This is a genomic window from Streptomyces thermospinosisporus (genome assembly GCF_039526425.1).
Lineage (GTDB): Bacteria > Actinomycetota > Actinomycetes > Streptomycetales > Streptomycetaceae > Streptomyces > Streptomyces thermocarboxydovorans.
Window position 1 is genome coordinate 1 of the sequence record NZ_BAAAIZ010000074.1, and the last position, 18,801, is coordinate 18,801.

The following is an 18,801-nucleotide window of genomic DNA, read 5'->3' on the forward strand; positions in this document are numbered from 1 at the left end:
CTTCGTACTCACCCTCTCGGGCTTTCCTCCGGGCGCTTCCCTTCGGTGTTTCCGACTCTATCAGATCCTTTCGGGCCTGATTCCCGGTCGGCGGGGCCTTTCGGCATTCACTACGTTAGCCGATCTCCCTGCCCGATTCATAATCGGGCATGCGGTTCTGAATTCGGGCATGCGGGCATGCCGAATTCGTCCCCGCTGAGGGGAAGTCGTAGGTAGTGGGTTGGCCGCTCCGGCTGCAGGCGATCGCCGTACCCGGTTCAGCGGCTCGGGCTACATTACGCGGCTCGCCAAGGCGCGTCAACTTCGGCGGCGCCTGGGGACATGCGCCCGATAGGGGCTCACCGTGGGGTCGTTGGCGATCCAGTACCGCCACGGGTGGATGTCGCCGTCGCCGCCCTCGCCGGCGACACCGGTGCGCGGGCCGTTCCGTACCTGGTCGGAGGGGACAGGGGTGCCCGACAGCATCCGCAGCGGGGTGTCGCCGGGGGCGCATGCGTCGGTGCCGTTCAGGGAGCGGTCGACGCCCAGGGCGGTGGCGAGGCGGGCCGGGCCTTTGGCCAATTCCTTGTCACTGCGGGCCGAGAGGCGACGGGTCCGGGCGAGCTCGGCTCCCTCGATGATCTCGCCGGCGCGCAGCAGCACAGCGCTGGCCCGTCCCTCCGGTCCGCAGACCAGGTTCATGCAGAACCACATGCCGTAGGTGAAGTAGACGTACACATGACCGGGCGGACCGAACATCACGCTGTTGCGGGCTGTGCGTCCGCGATAGGCGTGGGAGCCGGGGTCGTTCGGACCGTCGTACGCCTCCACCTCGGTCAGGCGGAGGGCGATCGGACCGTCCGGGGTGGTGCGGACCAGGACACGGCCCAGGAGATCGGGGGCGACCTCGAGGACGGGCCGGTCGAAGAAGGTCCTGGGCAGGGGCGTACGGTCGGGGGTCGCGATCATCGGTTCGAGGGTACTGGAGTCGCCTCCCGCCGCGGGGTGCTGAGCGGGTGCGGTGCTTGCCAGGGAGTGGGTGCGCGGAACCGGCCGGGGCTGGATCGCGTTGTTAGGGATCGAAGCCACAGGGCGACAAAGGGAGAGACATGGCGTTCAAGAAGCTGCTCGCGAGCCTGGGTGCCGGCGGAGCCTCGGTCGAGACGGTGCTGAACGAGGTCAACGTGGTGCCGGGCGGTGTCGTCCAGGGCGAGGTGCGGATCCAGGGCGGCAACGTCGACCAGCAGATCGAGGGACTGTCGGTCGGGCTCCAGGCCAAGGTCGAGGTGGAGAGCGGCGACCAGGAGTACAAGCAGGACATCGAGTTCACCAAGTCGCGGCTGGGCGGCGCCTTCGAGCTGAAGGCGGGCGCCGTGCACGCGGTGCCGTTCGGGCTGGAGATCCCGTGGGAGACGCCGATCACGATGATCGACGGCCAGGCGCTGCGCGGGATGAACATCGGGGTCGTGACCGAGCTGGCGATCGCGCGTGCCGTGGACTCCGGTGACCTGGACCCGATCAATGTGCACCCGCTGCCGGCGCAGAAGGCGATCCTGGACGCCTTCATCCAGCTGGGCTTCCGTTTCAAGAACGCGGACATGGAGCGCGGCCACATCCGGGGTACGCGGCAGAAGCTGCCGTTCTACCAGGAGATCGAGTTCTTCCCGCCGCAGCAGTACCGCGGGCTGAACCAGGTGGAGCTGAGCTTCGTGGCCGACTCGCAGGCCATGGACGTGGTGCTGGAGATGGACAAGAAGCCGGGTCTGTTCAGCGAGGGCAGCGACACCTACCGCTCGTTCCAGGTGGGGCTGAACGACTACCAGGGCACCGACTGGGCGGCGTACCTGAACCAGTGGCTGTCGGAAGTCGGCAGCAAGCGCAACTGGTTCTAGGCTCGGATACGGACCGACGAATCCGATCAGGAGGTACCGAGGTGACCGAGCTCAAGCGGCGGCCACTCCCCCACGACTTCCATCCGCCCGTGCCGTCGTTCACGGTGGAGAGCGAGGACGTCGAGCACGGTGGCACGCTCAAGGACGCTCAGGTCCACGCGGCCGGCAACACCTCGCCGCACCTGCGGTGGGAGGGGTTCCCGCCCGAGACCAAGAGCTTCGCGGTGACCTGCTTCGACCCGGACGCCCCGACGGGCAGCGGGTTCTGGCACTGGGTGCTGTTCGACATCCCGGCCTCGGTGACGGAGCTGCCGGCGGGTGCGGGCAACCCCCCGTTCGAGGGACTGCCCGAGGGCGCGGTGCACGCGCGCAACGACTACGGCACCAAGGACTTCGGCGGTGCCGCTCCGCCGCCCGGGGACGGACCGCACCGGTATGTGTTCACGGTGTACGCCGTGGACAAGGAGAAGCTCGGCCTGGACTCGGACGCGACGCCTGCCGCGGTGGGCTTCAACCTGCGGTTCCACACGCTGGCGCGGGCTCATCTGATCGCTGAGTACGAGGTGCCCGCCGAGGGCTGAGCCGCTGTCGGTGAAGCCGGGCGTTCATGGAACGTTTGCCCGCTCCTGGTCATGGAATTGACCAGGGGCGGGCATTTTTATTGCGTTGTCCATCCCGGCGCGCCCGGCCAGAGTTGATCCCAGCCCGCCAGGGGGTGGGCCGATGCACATGGGAGGTGGGCTGGATGCGTGACACGCTGGTGCTGAATGCGAGCTTCGAGCCGCTGTCGACGGTGACGTTGAACCGAGCCGTCGTTCTGGTGCTGCAGGACAAGGCGGTCGTCGAGCAGGCCCACCCCGAACTGCGCATGCGCGGAGCCGAGGTGGACATACCGGCGCCCCGGGTGATCAGGCTGTGCAGATACGTACGGGTGCCGTTCCGAAGACAAGCGCCGTGGTCGCGGCGGGGTGTCCTGGTCCGGGACCGGCACCGGTGCGCGTACTGCGGCCGGCGGGCCACCACGGTGGACCATGTGGTGCCCCGGTCGCAGGGTGGCCAGGACACCTGGCTGAACACGGTGGCCTCCTGTGCGGAGGACAATCACCGCAAGGCGAACCGGACGCCGGAGCAGGCGGGGATGCCGCTGCTGCGGCAGCCGTTCGAGCCCACGCCCGCCGATGCGATGCTGCTGGCGCTGGGGGCCGAGGAGCTCGCGGCGCTGCCGGACTGGCTGGTGCGGGAGGCCGCGTAGGGACCGGCCTTTCCTCCAGTACGCGGGCGCAGCTGCCCTGACGCGCGGTTCCCCGCGCCCCTGTGGGGGGTGCGGGGAACGTCGTTCGCGTCAGGGGGTGCTCAGTCGATGGTGGGCTTCTCGCGGCGCTCCTGCGGGGGGTGCGGGGAACGTCGTTCGCGTCAGGGGGTGCTCAGTCGATGGTGGGCTTCTCGCGGCGCTCCTGCGGGGGGACGCTGGGGGTCGCGGAGCCGGAGTTGCCGTTGGACGGGCCGAAGTTGCCGATGGCGCCGGAGAGGCCCTTGAGGGCGTCGCCGATCTCGCTGGGGACGATCCAGAGCTTGTTGGCGTCGCCCTCGGCGATCTTGGGGAGCATCTGGAGGTACTGGTAGCTGAGGAGCTTCTGGTCGGGGTCGCCGGCGTGGATGGACTCGAAGACGGTGCGGATGGCCTGGGCCTCGCCCTCGGCGCGCAGCGCGGCCGCCTTGGCCTCACCCTCGGCGCGCAGGATCTGGGACTGCTTCTCGCCCTCGGCGCGCAGGATCTCGGACTGGCGGACACCCTCGGCCTGGAGGATCGCGGCGCGCTTGTCACGGTCGGCGCGCATCTGCTTCTCCATGGAGTCCTGGATGGAGGTGGGCGGTTCGATCGCCTTGAGCTCGACGCGGTTGACGCGGATGCCCCACTTGCCGGTGGCCTCGTCGAGGACGCCGCGCAGGGCCGCGTTGATCTCCTCGCGGGAGGTGAGGGTGCGCTCCAGGTCCATGCCGCCGATGATGTTGCGGAGCGTGGTGACCGTGAGCTGCTCGATGGCCTGGATGTAGCTGGCGACCTCGTAGGTGGCGGCGCGGGCGTCGGTGACCTGGTAGTAGATGACGGTGTCGATGTTGACGACCAGGTTGTCCTGGGTGATCACCGGCTGGGGCGGGAACGGGACGACCTGCTCGCGCAGGTCGATCCGGTTGCGGATGGTGTCGATGAACGGGACGACGATGTTGAGGCCCGCGTTGAGTGTCCGTGTGTAGCGGCCGAAGCGCTCGACGATGGCCGCGCTGGCCTGCGGAATGACTTGGATCGTCTTGATCAGGGCGATGAAGACCAACACCACCAGGATGATCAGGACGATGATGATCGGTTCCATCGTCGGTTCCCCGTACCCTTCTTCGCCTCGGCGCCTTCGACAGATCTTAGGGGTCGTGAAGATCTTGCTGGTCGAGTCTGACAGACCGTCGTACGACTCGGGGGCAGTTCGGTCCAGTTGCGTCGTGCGAGGTCACATGACGATCGCTGTGGCTCCCTCGATGTCCACGACGTCGACTTCCTGGCCTACTTCGTAGGTGCGGGCGGCGTCGAGGGCGCGGGCGGACCAGACCTCGCCGGCGAGCTTGATCCGGCCGCCGGAGGCATCGACGCGTTCCAGGACGACGGCCTGTTTGCCCTTCAGGGCGTCGATTCCGGTGGCGAGTTGGGGTCGCTGGGCCCGGTGTCTGCTGGCGATGGGCCGTACGACGGCGATGAGGGCGGTCGAGACGACGGCGAAGACCACGACCTGGGCGACGGCACCACCGCCGAAGAAGCCGGAGGTCACCGCCGCGGCGACGGCACCCACCGCGAGCATGCCCAGTTCGGGCATCGCGGTGATCACCAGAGCGATGCCGAGCGCTGCCGCGCCGATCAGCCACCACAGCCATGCGTCGATGTCCACAAGGGCATGGTAGGTCCGCGCACCCGGTCGCGGACAGGGCGCCGATCAGTTTGAACGGCCTTGGGCCGCCGGGAATTGAGAGATCGTCGGGTGGTTCAGCCCATCGGCAGGCCCTGGGCGGTCCAGCGGTCGCCGACCTGTTCGACGACGAGCGGGAGGCCGAAGCAGAGGGAGAGGTTGCGGGAGGTGAGTTCCAGCTCCAGCGGGCCGGCGGCGAGAACCTTGCCCTGGCGGATCATCAGGACGTGGGTGAAGCCGGGGGCGATCTCCTCGACATGGTGGGTGACCATGATCATGGAGGGGGCGATCGGGTCCCGGGCCAGGCGGCCGAGGCGGCGCACCAGGTCCTCGCGGCCGCCGAGGTCGAGGCCGGCGGCGGGCTCGTCGAGGAGCAGCAGCTCGGGGTCGGTCATCAGGGCGCGGGCGATGAGGGTGCGCTTGCGCTCGCCCTCGGAGAGGGTGCCGAACTTGCGGTCGAGGTAGGCGCTCATACCGAGGCGGTCGAGGAAGGCGCGGGCGCGCTGCTCGTCGATGTCCTCGTAGTCCTCCTGCCAGCCGGCGGTCATGCCGTAGGCGGCGGTGAGCACGGTCTGCAGGACGGTCTGGCTCTTGGGGAGCTTCTCGGCCATGGCGATGCCGGCCATGCCGATGCGGGGGCGCAGCTCGAAGACGTCGACCTTGCCGAGGGTCTCGCCGAGGATGGTGGCGGTGCCCTTGCTGGGGAAGAGGTAGCTGGACGCGATGTTGAGCAGGGTGGTCTTGCCGGCTCCGTTGGGGCCGAGGATGACCCAGCGCTCGCCCTCCTTGACCGACCAGGAGACCTGGTCCACCAGAGCCCGGCCCTCCCGGACCACGGATACGTCCTGAAGCTCCAGAACATCGCTCATGAGCGCGTTGTCTCCCCTTGCAGTGTGGCCGGTCTCGGCTGTCGCGTTCGCCTGTGGGCTCGGTCCGCCGCGCCGGTGGGCGCAGCCCTCCATGAAATCTACGCCACCGGTCGGCCCGGGCATTCCCTCGGTCCGGTCGTTGGCGCTGTCTAGGGTGGGGTGCATGCTCTGGGAACCGCGCTCTGGACGCCTGGCCGCTTGGGGAAATGCCCTTCTTGCCGGACTTGTCTCACCGGACGACGCCGTGATCGCCATCGTGGGCGAGGACGCGGTGCACCGGGTCGAGGGGCTGCCGGGTGAGCAGGCCCCGGTGGGGCTCACCCTTGCGCTGGGCCGGCTGCGGGCGCTGGGGGTGACCGGGCTGCGGGTGGCGCTGCCCGCGCCGGGGCATCCGCTGGGGCTGAGCGGGCCGCCGGAGTTCAACGCGCGGGCGCTTCAGGCCGGGGAGGCGGTGGTCTGCCACGGGGCGGCGTTCGGTCTGGTGCCGGAGGTGTCCGAGGCCGGGCCGGAGGGCGATGTGCACGCCGAGGTGGTGTGGCACTGCCTGCCGGTGCGGGACGCGCCGCCGGCCGATGTGCCGTCGCTGGGTGAAGCGGAGCGTGAGCTGGCGGAGGCGCTGCGGGAGGCGACGGAGGTGCTGACACGGCTGGACGTGGCGGCGTCGGGGCCGGTGGCCGAGGCGGCGATCGACGCCTACCGGGCGCGGGCGGAGCAGGGGCGCGAGGTGCTGGCGCCGGGGTATCCGCCGCGGGCGGCGCGGGTGCTGCAGCTGGCGCAGCGGGTGGGGGCGCTGATCTCACTGGCGGGGGCGAACGGGCACGGGGGCGCGGTGAGCGCCTCCCAGATGGCGGCGCGGAATGCCGCGCTGCGGCCGGTGGAGCGGACGGCGCGGCGGGCGCAGGTCGCGGCCTACAACTCCATGGTGGAGGAGCGGGAGCGGGGGAAGCGGTGAGGGCTCCTCGAGGAGGAGCGCGCTTCCCGGTGGGGAGGCCGGGAACGTGACCGCCCGGCCTCCCGGTGTGGGGCCGGGCGGCCGGGCGAGTGGTCCGGTGCGGTGCGTCAGTCGTTGACGGCCACGTTGCCGAAGGCCGGGTTGAGCAGGCCGATGACGTTGACGCTGTTGCCGGAGACGTTGACCGGTACGTCGACCGGGACCTGGACGACGTTGCCCGAGACGACGCCCGGGGAGCCCACGGCCTTGCCGTCGGCGTGGGCGCCGTCGGTCGCCGAGGCCATGCCCGTACCGGCGGCGAGCAGGCCACCGGCCACCAACGTCACGGCCGCTGCCCTCTTCAGGTTCTTCACTTTCCAAGCCCTCCTTGCGATGACCGCGGCAAGGCGCCGCGGTCTGCACTGGGAACGGCTCGGGGCACGCGAAGGGTGCGCCGTTCGGGGGACATTCCCACGACGGTATGAATCTCTGACCGGACGGGAACCTTCCGGCCGGGCGCGGGCGTCCGGGGTCAGCCGGTCAGGCCGTGGCGCACGGCCCACAGGGCGGCCTGGGTGCGGTCCGCCAGGTCGAGCTTCATCAGGATGTTCGACACATGGGTCTTCACGGTCTTCTCGGAGAGCACCAGGGCCCGGGCGATCTCCCGGTTGGAGCGGCCGTCCGCGATGAGGCCCAGCACCTCGCGCTCCCGTTCGGTGAGCGAGCCTCCGCGGCCCTGCCCGGGGGTGTTCTCCTCCTGGGCGAGCAGGGCACCGGCGACCTCGGGCTGGAGCAGCACATGGCCCGCGTGCACGGAGCGGATGGCGCCGGCCAGGGCGTCGGGGTCGACGTCCTTGTAGACGTAACCGGCTGCGCCCGCGCGCAGGGCGGGCACGACGGTGCGCTGCTCGGTGAAGCTGGTGACGATCAGCACCCGGGCGGGGTGGCCGAGTTCGCGCAGCCGCCGCAGCGCCTCCACGCCGTCCATGCCCGGCATCTTCACGTCCATGAGGATGACGTCGGGCCGCAGGCGCTCGGCGAGGTCGACGCCCTCGGCGCCGTCCGCGGCCTCGCCGACGACCTCGATGTCGTCCTGCACCTCGAGGAAGGTGCGCAGCCCCCGCCGCACCACCTGGTGGTCGTCGACCAGCAGCACTTTGATCGGGTCAGCCACCGGGGACCTCCATCTCGATCACGGTGCCCTTGCCGGGCGCCGACTCCACGGTGAGGGTGCCGCCGACGCCGCTCGCCCGGTCCCGCATGGAGACCAGGCCCAGATGGCGTCCGGCGCGGCGGATGGTCCGCGGCTCGAAGCCGCGGCCGTCGTCGGTGACCCGCAGGACGGCTCCGCCGCCGCGGCGGTCCAGGGTGACCTCGACGTGTTCCGCGCCCGAGTGGCGCAGCGCGTTGTGCAGGGCCTCCTGGGCGACGCGGAGCATCGCCTCCTCCTGGGCCGCGGGCAGGGCGCGCACGCCGTGGCTCTCGAAAGTCACCCGCGCACTGTGCGCCCGGTCGAGGACCTGGACCTGGGTACGCAGGGTGGCGACCAGTCCGTCCTCGTCGAGGGCGGCGGGGCGCAGTTCGACCACCGCGGCGCGCAGTTCGTCGGCGGCCTCGGCGGCGAGGGCGGCGACCTGCTGGAGTTCGCCCTTGGCGCGGGCCGGGTCACGGTCCACCAGGCGGGCGGCGGCCTGGGCGGTCAGGCGCAGGGAGAAGAGCTTCTGGCTGACCGCGTCGTGGAGTTCGTGGGCCAGGCGGGAGCGTTCCTCGGCGATGGTCAGTTCGCGGCTGCGTTCGTAGAGGCGGGCGTTGGTGAGGGCGATCGCGGCGTGCTGGGCGAGGATGCCGAGCAGTTTCTCGTCGTCCTCGGTGAAGCCGCAGGTGCCTTCCGGCTTGGGGCAGTTCTTGTTGGCGAGGAAGAGCGCGCCGATGACCTCGTCACCGTCGCGGACGGGCAGGCCCAGGAAGTCGACGAGGTCGGGGTGGGCGCTCGGCCAGCCCTCGAAGCGGGGGTCCTTGCGGACGTCGGCGAGGCGCTCGGACCGGGCCTCGTGGAGCATCGAGGCGAGGATGCCGTGCTGGCGCGGCAGCGGGCCGATGGCCTTCCACTGCTCGTCGCTGACGCCGTCGACCACGAACTGGGCGAAGCCGCCGTGGTCGTCGGGGACGCCGAGGGCGGCGTACTGGGCGTCGAGCAGCTCGCGGGCCGAGGCGACGATCGTCTTGAGGACGTCGCGCACCTCGAGATGCCTGCTCATGGCCAGCAGCGCGGAGCTCACCGCGGCGAGGCCGGTCCGGGGGCCGTGGCTCATGTGCTCACCGTACCGGCGGCCGCGGGCGGGCGGATCGGACGGGCGGGGGCGCTGAACTGCGACGGAAGTCCTAGGGCTGTGGTCCCAGGGCCGGTGGGCGTAGGCCGAAGGGACCCGGGTGATCACGTCCCTGGCCCGAGGCCGGTGTCAGGGGGCCGCTCCTAGGTTGAGGGCACGCCGGTCCGGTGGCAGCGAGCGGTCGGCGTTTCGACGACGAGCGTTTCCTCGACGTGTTTCGCGACGCGTTTTCTCGACAAGGGGGCAGGTCATGCCGGTTGCGATCATCACGGGTGCTTCGAAGGGGCTGGGTTTCGCACTCGCCGAGGCGCTGGCGGGGCGGGGCTGGGACCTGGTGCTGGACGCGCGGGATCCGGTGCCGCTGGCGGAGGCGTCCGGGCTGCTGGCGTCGCAGGGCGCGCGAGTGACGGCGCTGCCCGGGGACGTCACGGACGCCGGGCACCGCACCGAGCTGGTGGCGGCGGCCCGGGAGTACGGCGGGGTCGATCTGCTGGTGCACAACGCCAGCGCGCTGGGCGCCGAGCCGCTGGTGCGGCTGGAGGAGCTGGAGCTGGACGGGCTGCGGCGGGCGCTGGAGGTGAATCTGGTGGCGGCGCTGGGGCTGGTGCAGGAGGCGCTGCCGCTGCTGCGGGCCGCCCGGGCGGGCACGGTGATCACGGTGAGCTCCGACGCCGGGTGCGAGGCGTATCCCACCTGGGGCGGCTACGGGGCGTCCAAGGCGGCCCTGGACCAGCTGGCCGCGGTGCTGGCGGTGGAGGAGCCCGGGCTGCGGGTGTGGGCGGTGGATCCCGGCGACATGGCCACGGACCTGTATGCGGCGGCGGTGCCGGACGACGACGGTCCGCGGCCGGATCCGGCCACCGTGGCGCCGGCCTTCCTGCGGCTGCTGGACGAGCGTCCGGCGAGCGGGCGCTACGCGGCCCCGGCGCTGCTGAAGGAGCGGGTGTGACCGCGGCGGTGAAGGTGCCGGAGGGGGCGCCGGCCCGGCTGCCGGTGGAGCTGCGGGGGCCGGGCCTGGACCGGGACGCGGTGCGGCTGCTGGTCTCCCGTGGCACGGTGGTGTCGCATCACGCCTTCCGGGAGCTGCCGCGGCTGCTGCGGGCCGGTGATCTGCTGGTGGTGAACACCTCCCCCACGCTGCCGGCGGCCGTGGACGGCCGGCTGGGGCGGGCCGCGGTGGTGGTGCACTTCTCCACCCGGGGCGACGACGGCCGGTGGGCGGTCGAGCTGCGCGAGCCGGACGGGCGCGGCACCACCCGCGCGCGTGCGGGCGTGCGTGCGGGAGCAGAGGTGCGGCTGCCCGGCGGTGCGCGGCTGGTGCTGCAGGAGCCGCTGGACGCGCGCGGTGAGCGGCTGTGGTGGGCCGCGGTGACGGGTGCGGAGGTCCTGGAGGTGCTGCGGCGGCACGGGCGGCCCATCCGGTACGCGTACACGGAGCGGGAGCAGCCGCTGTCGGCGTACCAGACGGTGTTCGCGGTGCCGTCGCCGGACGGGGCGGGCAGTGCGGAGATGCCGAGCGCGGGGCGTCCGTTCACCGGACGGCTGGTGGCGGAGCTGGTGAGCCGGGGGGTGCTGTTCGCGCCGGTGATCCTGCACACAGGGGTGGCCTCGGCGGAGGCCCACGAGCCGCCGTATCCGGAGCGCTTCGAGGTGCCGGAGGCGTCGGCGCGGCTGGTCAACGCCGTGCGGGCGCACCGGACGGGACTGCGGGGCTCCGGTCGCGGCGGGGGCCGGGTGATCGCGGTCGGGACGACGGCGGTGCGGGCGGTCGAGTCGGCGGCGGGTCCCGACGGGGTGGTGCGGGCCCGTGCGGGGTGGACGGATCTGGTGGTGACCCCTCAGCGGGGTGTGCGGGTGGTGGACGGGCTGCTGACCGGCCTGCACGAGCCGGCGGCCTCGCATCTGCTGATGCTGGAGGCGGTCGCCGGGCGGGAGGCGCTGGACCGCGGGTACGAGGCGGCGGTGGACGGCCGCTATCTGTGGCACGAGTTCGGGGACCTGCACCTGCTGCTGCCGTGACCTGAACCAGCCCTCGTACAGCCTCCTCGTACAGCCCGCGCACGGCTCTCGTACAGCCGGCGCACGGCTCTCGTACAGCCCCCGCACGGCCGTCGCACAGGCCCCGCACAGCTCCTCACACAGTGCATTGCTGGCGCAACTGTCAGCGAGAAGGAGGGGTGACCGATGTGAGGCCGCACATAGGGCGTACATCACGTACGAAGGGGAGTAGGAGAGGTATGTCGCCCATGTGAGCGGCCCGTACTGCCCTGTCTGCCCTGTTTCGTCCCTCCCCGTTCCACTACCCGGCTTCGTACGTCACACCTTTGCCTGCCGATTTTGCGGCCGCTAAGAATGGCTGCCGTCGCTCAGCGCCGTGGGTTCACGCCCACGGCGTTCCTGTGCCGGAAGCGCCACTGTCCCCACCGGACGCCGAGCGATCTCCGCGCTATTCGAAGAGGTCCATTTCTTATGTCCAAGCACATCCTCACCCGTGGCCATAGTCGTGCCCTGACCCGTCACCACAAGATCGCCGCTGCCGGTGTCGCCGCCCTCGGCGCCGCCGCCATCGGTTTCTCGGCGGTGCCGAGCACGGCGTCGACGAACATCACGAGCGAGGCCGCCGTGCCCACCGCGAAGGTGGCGTACAGCACCGAGCAGATCAAGGACGTCAAGGGCACCGTCACCGACCAGATGGCCGGCGCCACCGTGAAGGCCGAGCAGATCGCGGCGAAGAAGCAGGCCGAGGCGAAGGCCAAGGCCGAGGCCGCCGCGAAGAAGGCCGCCGCGAAGAAGGCCGCCGCCGAGAAGGCCGCCAAGGCCCGCGAGGCCAAGGAGGCCGCGAGCCGCGCCGCCAAGCGCGCCGAGGTGAAGAAGGACGCCCCGAAGTCCTACCCGAACAACCTGGACGGCTGGATCCGCGAGTCCCTCGCGATCATGAAGAAGCACGGCATCCCGGGCTCCTACGAGGGCATCAAGCGCAACATCATGCGTGAGTCCTCCGGCAACCCGAAGGCGATCAACCTCTGGGACATCAACGCCAAGAACGGCATCCCGTCCAAGGGCCTGCTGCAGGTGATCCCGCCGACGTTCAAGGCGTACCACGTGCCGGGCACGTCCTGGAACATCTACGACCCGGTCGCCAACATCACCGCCGCCTGCAACTACGCCGCGGACCGCTACGGCTCGATGGACAACGTCGACAGCGCGTACTGAGGTCGGCGCGGACCTCTTCTGCACGCTCGACGAGTCCTGTGAGACGCCGAAGGGCGGCACCCTCCTGACGGGTGCCGCCCTTCGGGGCGTTCGCGGCCGCTCGCCGCGCGGGCGCCGTTACTTGCGCATGACCTCGGGCTCGTGGCGGCGCAGGAAGCGGGCCACGAAGAAGCCGCAGACCACGCCGATGGCGATGAGCGCGCCCATGTCCATCGCCCAGGCCCCGACCGTGTGCTCCCACAGCGGGTCGGTGTCGCCGGGCGTCTCCGGCGGACTGATCTTGTTGAAGTCCAGCGTGGCACCGGCGGCCGCCACCGCCCAGCGCGAGGGCATCAGGAACGAGAACTGGTTGACGCCGATCGAGCCGTGCAGGGTGAACAGGCAGCCGGTGAAGACGACCTGGACGATCGCGAACATCACCAGCAGCGGCATGGTCTTCTCGGCGGTCTTCACCAGCGACGAGATGATCAGGCCGAACATCATCGAGGTGAAGCCCAGCGCCATGATCGGCAGCGACAGCTCGATCAGGGTGGCGCCGCCCAGGACCAGGCCCTCCTCCGGGATCTCCCGGCTGGTGAAGCCGATCACACCGACCATCAGGCCCTGCAGCACGGTGATCATGCCGAGCACGAACACCTTGGACATCAGGTACGCCGAGCGGGACAGGCCGGTGGCGCGTTCCCGTTCGTAGATGACCCGTTCCTTGATCAGCTCACGCACGGAGTTGGCGGCACCGGCGAAGCAGGCGCCGACCGCGAGGATGAGCAGCACCGTGGTCGCCGTGCCGTTCGGGATGATCCGGCCGGTCTGCGGGTTCGGCGGGTTGGGCAGCAGGCCCTTGTCCGCGTCGATGAGCAGGCTGACCGCGCCGAGCACGGCGGGCAGGATCACCATCAGGGCGAGGAAGCCCTTGTCGGAGGCGATCACCGAGATGTAGCGGCGCACCAGCGTGCCGAACTGCGACATCCAGCCCTGCGGCTTCGGCGGCTTCATCGCCTGCATCGCGGGGACCTGTACGGACTGCGGCGCCACCGCGTCGATGTCCGCGGCGTACATCTGGTAGTGCTGCGAGCCCTTCCAGCGGCCCGCCCAGTCGTAGTCGCGGTAGTTCTCGAAGGCGGAGAAGACGTCGGCCCAGCTGTCGTAGCCGAAGAAGTTCAGCGCCTCCTCGGGCGGGCCGAAGTAGGCCACGGAGCCGCCGGGCGCCATCACCAGCAGCTTGTCGCACAGGGCCAGCTCGGCCACCGAGTGGGTGACCACCAGCACCGTGCGGCCGTCGTCCGCGAGGCCGCGCAGCAGCTGCATCACATCGCGGTCCATGCCCGGGTCGAGGCCGGAGGTCGGCTCGTCCAGGAAGATCAGCGACGGCTTGGTGAGCAGCTCCAGGGCCACCGAGACGCGCTTGCGCTGGCCGCCGGAGAGGGAGGTGACCTTCTTCTCCTTGTGGATGTCCAGCTTCAGCTCGCGCAGCACCTCGTCTATGCGGGCCTCGCGCTCGGCGGCCGTGGTGTCGGCCGGGAAGCGCAGCTTGGCCGCGTACTTGAGGGCCTTCTTGACGGTCAGTTCCTTGTGCAGGATGTCGTCCTGCGGGACCAGACCGATGCGCTGGCGCAGCTCGGCGAACTGCTTGTAGAGGTTGCGGTTGTCGTACAGCACCTCGCCCTGGTTGGCGGGCCGGTAGCCGGTGAGCGCCTTGAGCAGCGTCGACTTGCCGGAGCCGGACGGGCCGATGACCGCGATCAGCGACTTCTCGGGGACGCCGAAGGAGACGTCCTTGAGGATCTGCTTGCCGCCGTCCACGGTGACCGTCAGATGCCGTGCGGAGAAGGACACCTCACCGGTGTCGACGAACTCCTCGAGCCGGTCGCCGACGATGCGGAACGTCGAGTGACCGACGCCGACGATGTCGGTCGGGCCGAGCAGCTGGGAGCCGCCCTTGGGGATCGGCTGGCCGTTGACGTAGGTGCCGTTGTGCGAGCCCAGGTCGCGGATCTCCATGCGGCCGTCGGGCGTCGAGTGGAACTCGGCGTGGTGCCGCGAGACCTGGAGGTCGGAGACGACCAGGTCGTTCTCCAGAGCACGGCCGATGCGCATCACGCGGCCGAGGGAGAACTGGTGGAACGTCGTCGGGCTGCGGTCGCCGTAGACCGGCGGCGCCCCCGCGCCACCACCGGGCCCCTGCTGCGGGATGTGCGGCGCCGACTCCTGCGGCACCGGCGGCTGCTGAGCCTGCTGCTGCCAGCCGGCGTGCTGGGCCGGCGGCTGCTGCACCGGGGCCTGCTGCGCGGGCGGCTGCTGCTGGGCGGGCGCCTGCTGGGCCCAGCCCGCGCTCTGCGCCGCGTACGGCTGCTGCGGCTGTGCCTGCGGCGCGCCCACCTGTGCGCCGATCCCGACGAGCTTCACGCGCGGTCCGTCGGTGGCGTTGCCCAGGTTCAGTTCCGTGTCGGAGCTGAGCTCCAGGTGGTGGATCCGCTGGCCCTGCACGAACGTGCCGTTGGTGCTGCCGTGGTCCTCGATGACCCAACTGCGGCCGTTGAAGCTGATCGTGGCGTGACGCCAGGAGACCCTGGCGTCGTCCAGCACGACGTCGCCCTGCGGATCACGTCCGAGGGTGTAGGCCCTGGACGGATCGAGCGTCCAGGTCCGTCCATTCGATTCCAGTACGAGTTCCGGCACTCCATGCCCCACTGAGTTGTCCCCCGAGTTTCCCCCATCGCAGGGAGTCTAGGGATGTCGAACATCGGGGGGAACTATTTCAGGCTCGGCCCCCTGACCGAAAGTCGGGCCTTGTGAAGTGGCTGCCTGAGTGCCTCCACCACGTGTCGTTGACGGGGTGGAAACCGGCCCGGAGAGTGGTAAACCACGCGAGGGGGACATGCGCGGCCGCCTCGCCACGCTGCGGATCGGGGGGTCTGCCATGAGTGGTGTCACGGGCACGTCGAACGCCGGGCGAGCGGAGGGCGGCACGCGGGTGCCGTGGGGCGACGTGGTGATGACCGCGGTGGCCGGAGTGAGCTGGGCGCTGATCGGCATGGCGGCGACCGCGGCGGCCGGACTGCACCTGCTCCAGGCGGACTCGGCGGGATCGCTGGGGACGATGACCGCGGCGGTGGTCGCCCTGGCGGTCGGCGGCTCGGTCACCCCGTCCGGGGACGTGTCGGCCTTCGGGCTGTCCGGGGCGGAGGCGGAGACGGCCGTCGAGATCACGCCACTCGGGGTGAGCCTGGTGGGCGCGCTGCTGCTGGGGTTCTTCTTCCTGCGCTCGCTGCGGGCGGCGGGCGCCGTGGTGTCACCGGCCGAACTCCTGGCGCGTGCGGGGGCGATGGCCGGGCTGTCCGTGGCGATGACGGGCGGGCTGGTGTGGGCCGGGCAGGACGTCGTCACCCTCGACGGGAACGCGCTGGGCCTGGACGAACTGCCGGGCGGCGGCGACGGGGCCGGCATCGAGATCCCGGGGCTGGGTGACCTGGGTGACGGTCTGGAGAGCGTGCTGCCGGACCGGATCGGGGATCTGGTGGAGGCTCAGACGGCAGTCGGGTTCACCGTGGACGCGGTGCCGACCCTGCTGGGCGGGCTCGGCTGGTCGGTGCTGGTGCTGGCGGTCGCGTTGCTGGCGTCCCGCCGTACGCCCCTGCCGCCCGGCTGGGACGTGGTGCACCGGGCGGTCCGTCCGGCGGTGTCGGCTCTGGTGACGGTGCTGCTGGTGGCGGTCGCGGCCGGGCTCACGGCCGCCGCCTACGCGGCGATCGGCGACGACCATCCGCGGCGGATCGCCGGCGCGGCGCTGCTGGGCGCGCCCAACGGGGTGTGGCTGGGCGTGCCGCTGGGCCTGTTCGTGCCCTTTGACGGGCGGGCCTCGGGCGCGCTGCTCGGGGTCCTGCCGGACCCGCTGGACGACCTGCTCCGCGTCGGCTCCGAGCAGCACGTCACGCTGGCACGGCTGGCCGGACTGGACGGCCGGGTGTGGCTGCTGGCGGTCGCGGCGGCCGTGCTGATGCTGCTGGCCGGCGTACTGACGGGGGCGCGCACACCGGTGGGGGGCGCACAGGTGGGCATGGGCGCATTCGTGGTGCGGTGCGCGCTGCGGCTGGGGGCCGGCACGGCACTGGCCCTGCCCCTGCTGGTGTGGCTCACCGAGGTGTCCGCGAACGCCTCGCTCTCCGTGCTGGGCATCGACGCGTTCGGCGCCGGCATCGAACTGCGCGGACGGCCCGGCGTGGCCCTGCTCCTGGGCGCCGCGTGGGGCACGCTGGCCGGTGCGGCGGGGGCCTGGCTCACCTGGGTGTGCGGTGCGGCGGGGCGCCGGGCGGTGTCGTGGAGTGAGGCAAGCGGCGCCCTGGCGGCCGCTCCGGGCGGGGGCAGGGACGGGGCCCGGCTGTCCGAGTCCGGCCGGGCGGAGTGGGGCGCGGGCGGCGCGGCGTCCGGTGGCGACCGGCGTGGGGTCGGCGGCGAGTCGCGGTCCCCGGCGTCGGCCGGCGCGGGTGTGGACGGACTGCGACGGCCCGGGCCGGGCGAGGGCGAGCGCCCGGCCCGGCCACGCGGGCCTGGTCGTACGGAGCTGGACACGTCCGGCGCGGCCCGGGACAGGCCTGCGGGAAGCGGCGGCCCGGAGCCGGCCGGAGCGGGCGGCGGAGGGAGCGCCCCGTGGCAGCGCGGGCCCGGCCGTACGGAGCTGGACGCGGGCGGTGCGGGGTTCGGGGCCGCCGACCGCGGCGGTGAGGCGAGCGGCGAGCCCCAGGACCGGGTGCCGTCAGGGCCGTACACGCCGCCCAGGGCGTCGTACCGGCCGCCCAACCCGGCCACGAACCCGTATCTGAGGGTGCCGAGGGACGTGGAGGGCGAGGGGCGCGCGGACGAGACGGCGGCAGGCGACGACGGCGAGGATGTGACCCGTGGCGATGTGTCCGGTGGGGATGCGCCCGGCGGCGACGTGTCCGGTGACGATGTGCACGGTGACGATGTGTACGGCGCGCCCACGATGATCGCGCCGGTCGAACCGCCTCGGCGCGGAAACCGGCCCCCTCGCCGCCCGGGCGGGAAGCGGCGCGGCCCGCTGTGGCCGGACGACGGGCCTCCCCCGCCGCCTCCGCCACCGCCGGCCCCTCCCCCGCGGCCCCGCAAGCCCGACGGGGGCCGGTGAGCGCGGCGCCCGCCGGGGGCGGAACAGGTGAGCGGGGTGCCCGCCGGGGGCGGGGGCACCGGGCGCCGGACCCCCGCCTGACACCGCATGTTCACTGTCCGGCAGGCGGACCGCGGGGGCGGTCGGCACCGGGTGCCGGATACGGTGGGAACACCATGAGCGCATCGCAGACCTCTGACGTCCCTACTCTCCTGGTCAAGATCTTCGGCAAGGACAGGCCGGGCATCACGGCAGGCCTCTTCGACACCCTGGCCGCCTACTCCGTCGACGTGGTCGACATCGAGCAGGTCGTCACCCGTGGCCGCATCGTGCTGTGCGCGCTGGTGACCGAGCCGCCGCGGGGGCTGGAAGGGGATCTGCGGGCGACCGTCCACAGCTGGGCGGAGTCGATGAAGATGCAGGCGGAGATCATCTCCGGCATCGGCGACAACCTGCCGCGCGGCGTCGGCCGCTCCCTGGTCACCGTGCTCGGCCACCCGCTCACCTCGGAGGCCACCGCGGCGATCGCCGGGCGGATCACGGCCACCGGCGCCAACATCGACCGGATCTTCCGGCTGGCCAAGTACCCGGTGACCGCGGTGGAGTTCGCGGTGTCGGGCGTGGAGACGGAGCCGCTGCGCACCGCCCTGGTCACGGACGCGGCGAAGCTCGGCGTGGACGTGGCGGTGGTCGCCGCGGGGCTGTACCGGCGGGCGCAGCGCCTGGTCGTGATGGACGTGGACTCCACACTCATCCAGGACGAGGTCATCGAGCTGTTCGCGGCGCACGCCGGCTGCGAGGACAAGGTCGCCGAGGTGACGGCGGCCGCGATGCGCGGGGAGCTGGACTTCGAGCAGTCGCTGCACGCTCGGGTGGCGCTGCTCGAGGGGCTCGACGCCTCGGTGGTGGACAAGGTGCGCAGCGAGGTGCGGCTGACGCCGGGCGCCCGCACCCTGATCCGTACGCTCAAGCGCCTCGGCTACCAGGTCGGTGTGGTCTCCGGTGGCTTCACCCAGGTCACGGACGATCTGAAGGAGCGGCTCGGGCTGGACTTCGCCCAGGCCAACACCCTGGAGATCGTCGACGGGAAGCTGACCGGCCGGGTCACCGGCGAGATCGTGGACCGTGCGGGCAAGGCGCGGCTGCTGCGCCGCTTCGCGGCCGAGGCGGGGGTCCCGCTGTCGCAGACGGTGGCGATCGGCGACGGCGCCAACGATCTGGACATGCTCAACGCGGCCGGTCTCGGGGTCGCCTTCAACGCCAAGCCGGTGGTGCGTGAGGCCGCGCACACGGCGGTGAACTTCCCCTTCCTGGACACGGTGCTCTACCTGCTGGGCATCACCCGTGAGGAGGTCGAGGCGGCGGACACCCTCGAGGTGGGCTGAGCGCCCCTGATGCCCTTCGAAGTGGGCTGAGCGCACCGTCCGCCGTCACGGACGGGCCGAGCCGCGCCTGTCCGCGCCACCGCCATACCGTTCTTCACCACCGCGTTGTGCCGGGGCCCGGCACCGCGT

17 protein-coding genes are annotated in these 18,801 nt (G+C 71.7%); 9 read left to right on the forward strand and 8 right to left on the reverse strand.

The window, feature by feature from the left end; genetic code table 11:
- Positions 1–297 precede the first annotated feature (297 nt).
- Positions 298–948 (reverse strand): DNA-3-methyladenine glycosylase, encoded by a 651-nt coding sequence (locus ABD207_RS23145; protein WP_344015031.1) that lies wholly within the window; start codon positions 946–948, stop codon positions 298–300.
- Positions 949–1,088: 140 nt separating this feature from the next.
- Here ABD207_RS23145 and ABD207_RS23150 point away from each other — a divergent pair, with 140 nt between their 5' ends.
- The 3 genes from ABD207_RS23150 to ABD207_RS23160 all read left to right on the forward strand — a co-directional run bounded on the left by ABD207_RS23150 (position 1,089) and on the right by ABD207_RS23160 (position 3,123).
- Positions 1,089–1,871: a sporulation protein gene (locus ABD207_RS23150; protein WP_344015032.1), complete on the forward strand. Its 783-nt coding sequence runs from the start codon at positions 1,089–1,091 to the stop codon at positions 1,869–1,871.
- 41 nt (positions 1,872–1,912) lie between these two features.
- Positions 1,913–2,452 carry a YbhB/YbcL family Raf kinase inhibitor-like protein gene (locus ABD207_RS23155; RefSeq protein ID WP_344015033.1) on the forward strand — a complete coding sequence of 180 codons (540 nt, stop codon included), beginning with the start codon at positions 1,913–1,915 and terminating at the stop codon, positions 2,450–2,452.
- Between the two features lie 164 nt (positions 2,453–2,616).
- Positions 2,617–3,123 (forward strand): HNH endonuclease, encoded by a 507-nt coding sequence (locus ABD207_RS23160; protein WP_344015034.1) that lies wholly within the window; start codon positions 2,617–2,619, stop codon positions 3,121–3,123.
- A gap of 172 nt (positions 3,124–3,295) precedes the next feature.
- Here ABD207_RS23160 and ABD207_RS23165 read toward each other — a convergent pair whose 3' ends face one another.
- The 3 genes from ABD207_RS23165 to ABD207_RS23175 all read right to left on the reverse strand — a co-directional run bounded on the left by ABD207_RS23165 (position 3,296) and on the right by ABD207_RS23175 (position 5,694).
- Entirely contained in the window at positions 3,296–4,243 is a 948-nt protein-coding gene (locus tag ABD207_RS23165; RefSeq protein WP_344015035.1) for an SPFH domain-containing protein, read from the reverse strand.
- A gap of 132 nt (positions 4,244–4,375) precedes the next feature.
- A complete protein-coding gene (locus ABD207_RS23170; RefSeq protein ID WP_344015036.1) occupies positions 4,376–4,807 on the reverse strand; it encodes an NfeD family protein in 432 nt (143 codons plus the stop codon).
- A gap of 95 nt (positions 4,808–4,902) precedes the next feature.
- On the reverse strand, positions 4,903–5,694 hold the full coding sequence (locus tag ABD207_RS23175) for an ABC transporter ATP-binding protein (protein WP_167991247.1): 792 nt from the start codon (positions 5,692–5,694) through the stop codon (positions 4,903–4,905).
- A gap of 163 nt (positions 5,695–5,857) precedes the next feature.
- On the opposite strand from ABD207_RS23175, the gene ABD207_RS23180 reads away from it, so the two are divergent.
- On the forward strand, positions 5,858–6,646 hold the full coding sequence (locus tag ABD207_RS23180; RefSeq protein WP_344015037.1) for a hypothetical protein: 789 nt from the start codon (positions 5,858–5,860) through the stop codon (positions 6,644–6,646).
- 107 nt (positions 6,647–6,753) lie between these two features.
- On the opposite strand, the gene ABD207_RS23185 is transcribed toward ABD207_RS23180, so the two are convergent.
- The 3 genes from ABD207_RS23185 to ABD207_RS23195 form a co-directional block, all read right to left on the reverse strand.
- Positions 6,754–6,999 (reverse strand): chaplin, encoded by a 246-nt coding sequence (locus ABD207_RS23185; protein WP_344015038.1) that lies wholly within the window; start codon positions 6,997–6,999, stop codon positions 6,754–6,756.
- 158 nt (positions 7,000–7,157) lie between these two features.
- Entirely contained in the window at positions 7,158–7,799 is a 642-nt protein-coding gene (locus ABD207_RS23190; protein WP_344015039.1) for a response regulator, read from the reverse strand.
- Positions 7,792–8,937 carry a GAF domain-containing sensor histidine kinase gene (locus ABD207_RS23195; RefSeq protein WP_344015040.1) on the reverse strand — a complete coding sequence of 382 codons (1,146 nt, stop codon included), beginning with the start codon at positions 8,935–8,937 and terminating at the stop codon, positions 7,792–7,794. Before ABD207_RS23195 ends, ABD207_RS23190 begins: the two co-directional genes overlap by 8 nt.
- A 268-nt stretch (positions 8,938–9,205) precedes the next feature.
- Here ABD207_RS23195 and ABD207_RS23200 point away from each other — a divergent pair, with 268 nt between their 5' ends.
- From ABD207_RS23200 to ABD207_RS23210, 3 genes are all read left to right on the forward strand, one after another.
- Positions 9,206–9,904 carry an SDR family NAD(P)-dependent oxidoreductase gene (locus ABD207_RS23200; RefSeq protein WP_344015041.1) on the forward strand — a complete coding sequence of 233 codons (699 nt, stop codon included), beginning with the start codon at positions 9,206–9,208 and terminating at the stop codon, positions 9,902–9,904.
- A complete protein-coding gene (locus ABD207_RS23205) occupies positions 9,901–10,974 on the forward strand; it encodes an S-adenosylmethionine:tRNA ribosyltransferase-isomerase (protein WP_344015043.1) in 1,074 nt (357 codons plus the stop codon). The genes ABD207_RS23200 and ABD207_RS23205 overlap by 4 nt, the downstream gene beginning before the upstream one ends.
- Before the next feature lie 450 nt (positions 10,975–11,424).
- Positions 11,425–12,168 (forward strand): transglycosylase SLT domain-containing protein, encoded by a 744-nt coding sequence (locus ABD207_RS23210; protein ID WP_344015044.1) that lies wholly within the window; start codon positions 11,425–11,427, stop codon positions 12,166–12,168.
- Between the two features lie 117 nt (positions 12,169–12,285).
- On the opposite strand, the gene ABD207_RS23215 is transcribed toward ABD207_RS23210, so the two are convergent.
- On the reverse strand, positions 12,286–14,844 hold the full coding sequence (locus ABD207_RS23215) for an ABC transporter ATP-binding protein/permease (protein ID WP_344015045.1): 2,559 nt from the start codon (positions 14,842–14,844) through the stop codon (positions 12,286–12,288).
- A gap of 241 nt (positions 14,845–15,085) precedes the next feature.
- On the opposite strand from ABD207_RS23215, the gene ABD207_RS23220 reads away from it, so the two are divergent.
- Together ABD207_RS23220 and serB are read left to right on the forward strand one after the other, a co-directional pair.
- Complete coding sequence (locus ABD207_RS23220) at positions 15,086–17,308, forward strand: streptophobe family protein (RefSeq protein ID WP_344015046.1); 2,223 nt, start codon at positions 15,086–15,088, stop codon at positions 17,306–17,308.
- 155 nt (positions 17,309–17,463) lie between these two features.
- Complete coding sequence (gene serB / locus ABD207_RS23225) at positions 17,464–18,672, forward strand: phosphoserine phosphatase SerB (protein WP_344007560.1); 1,209 nt, start codon at positions 17,464–17,466, stop codon at positions 18,670–18,672.
- Positions 18,673–18,801: the final 129 nt, after the last annotated feature.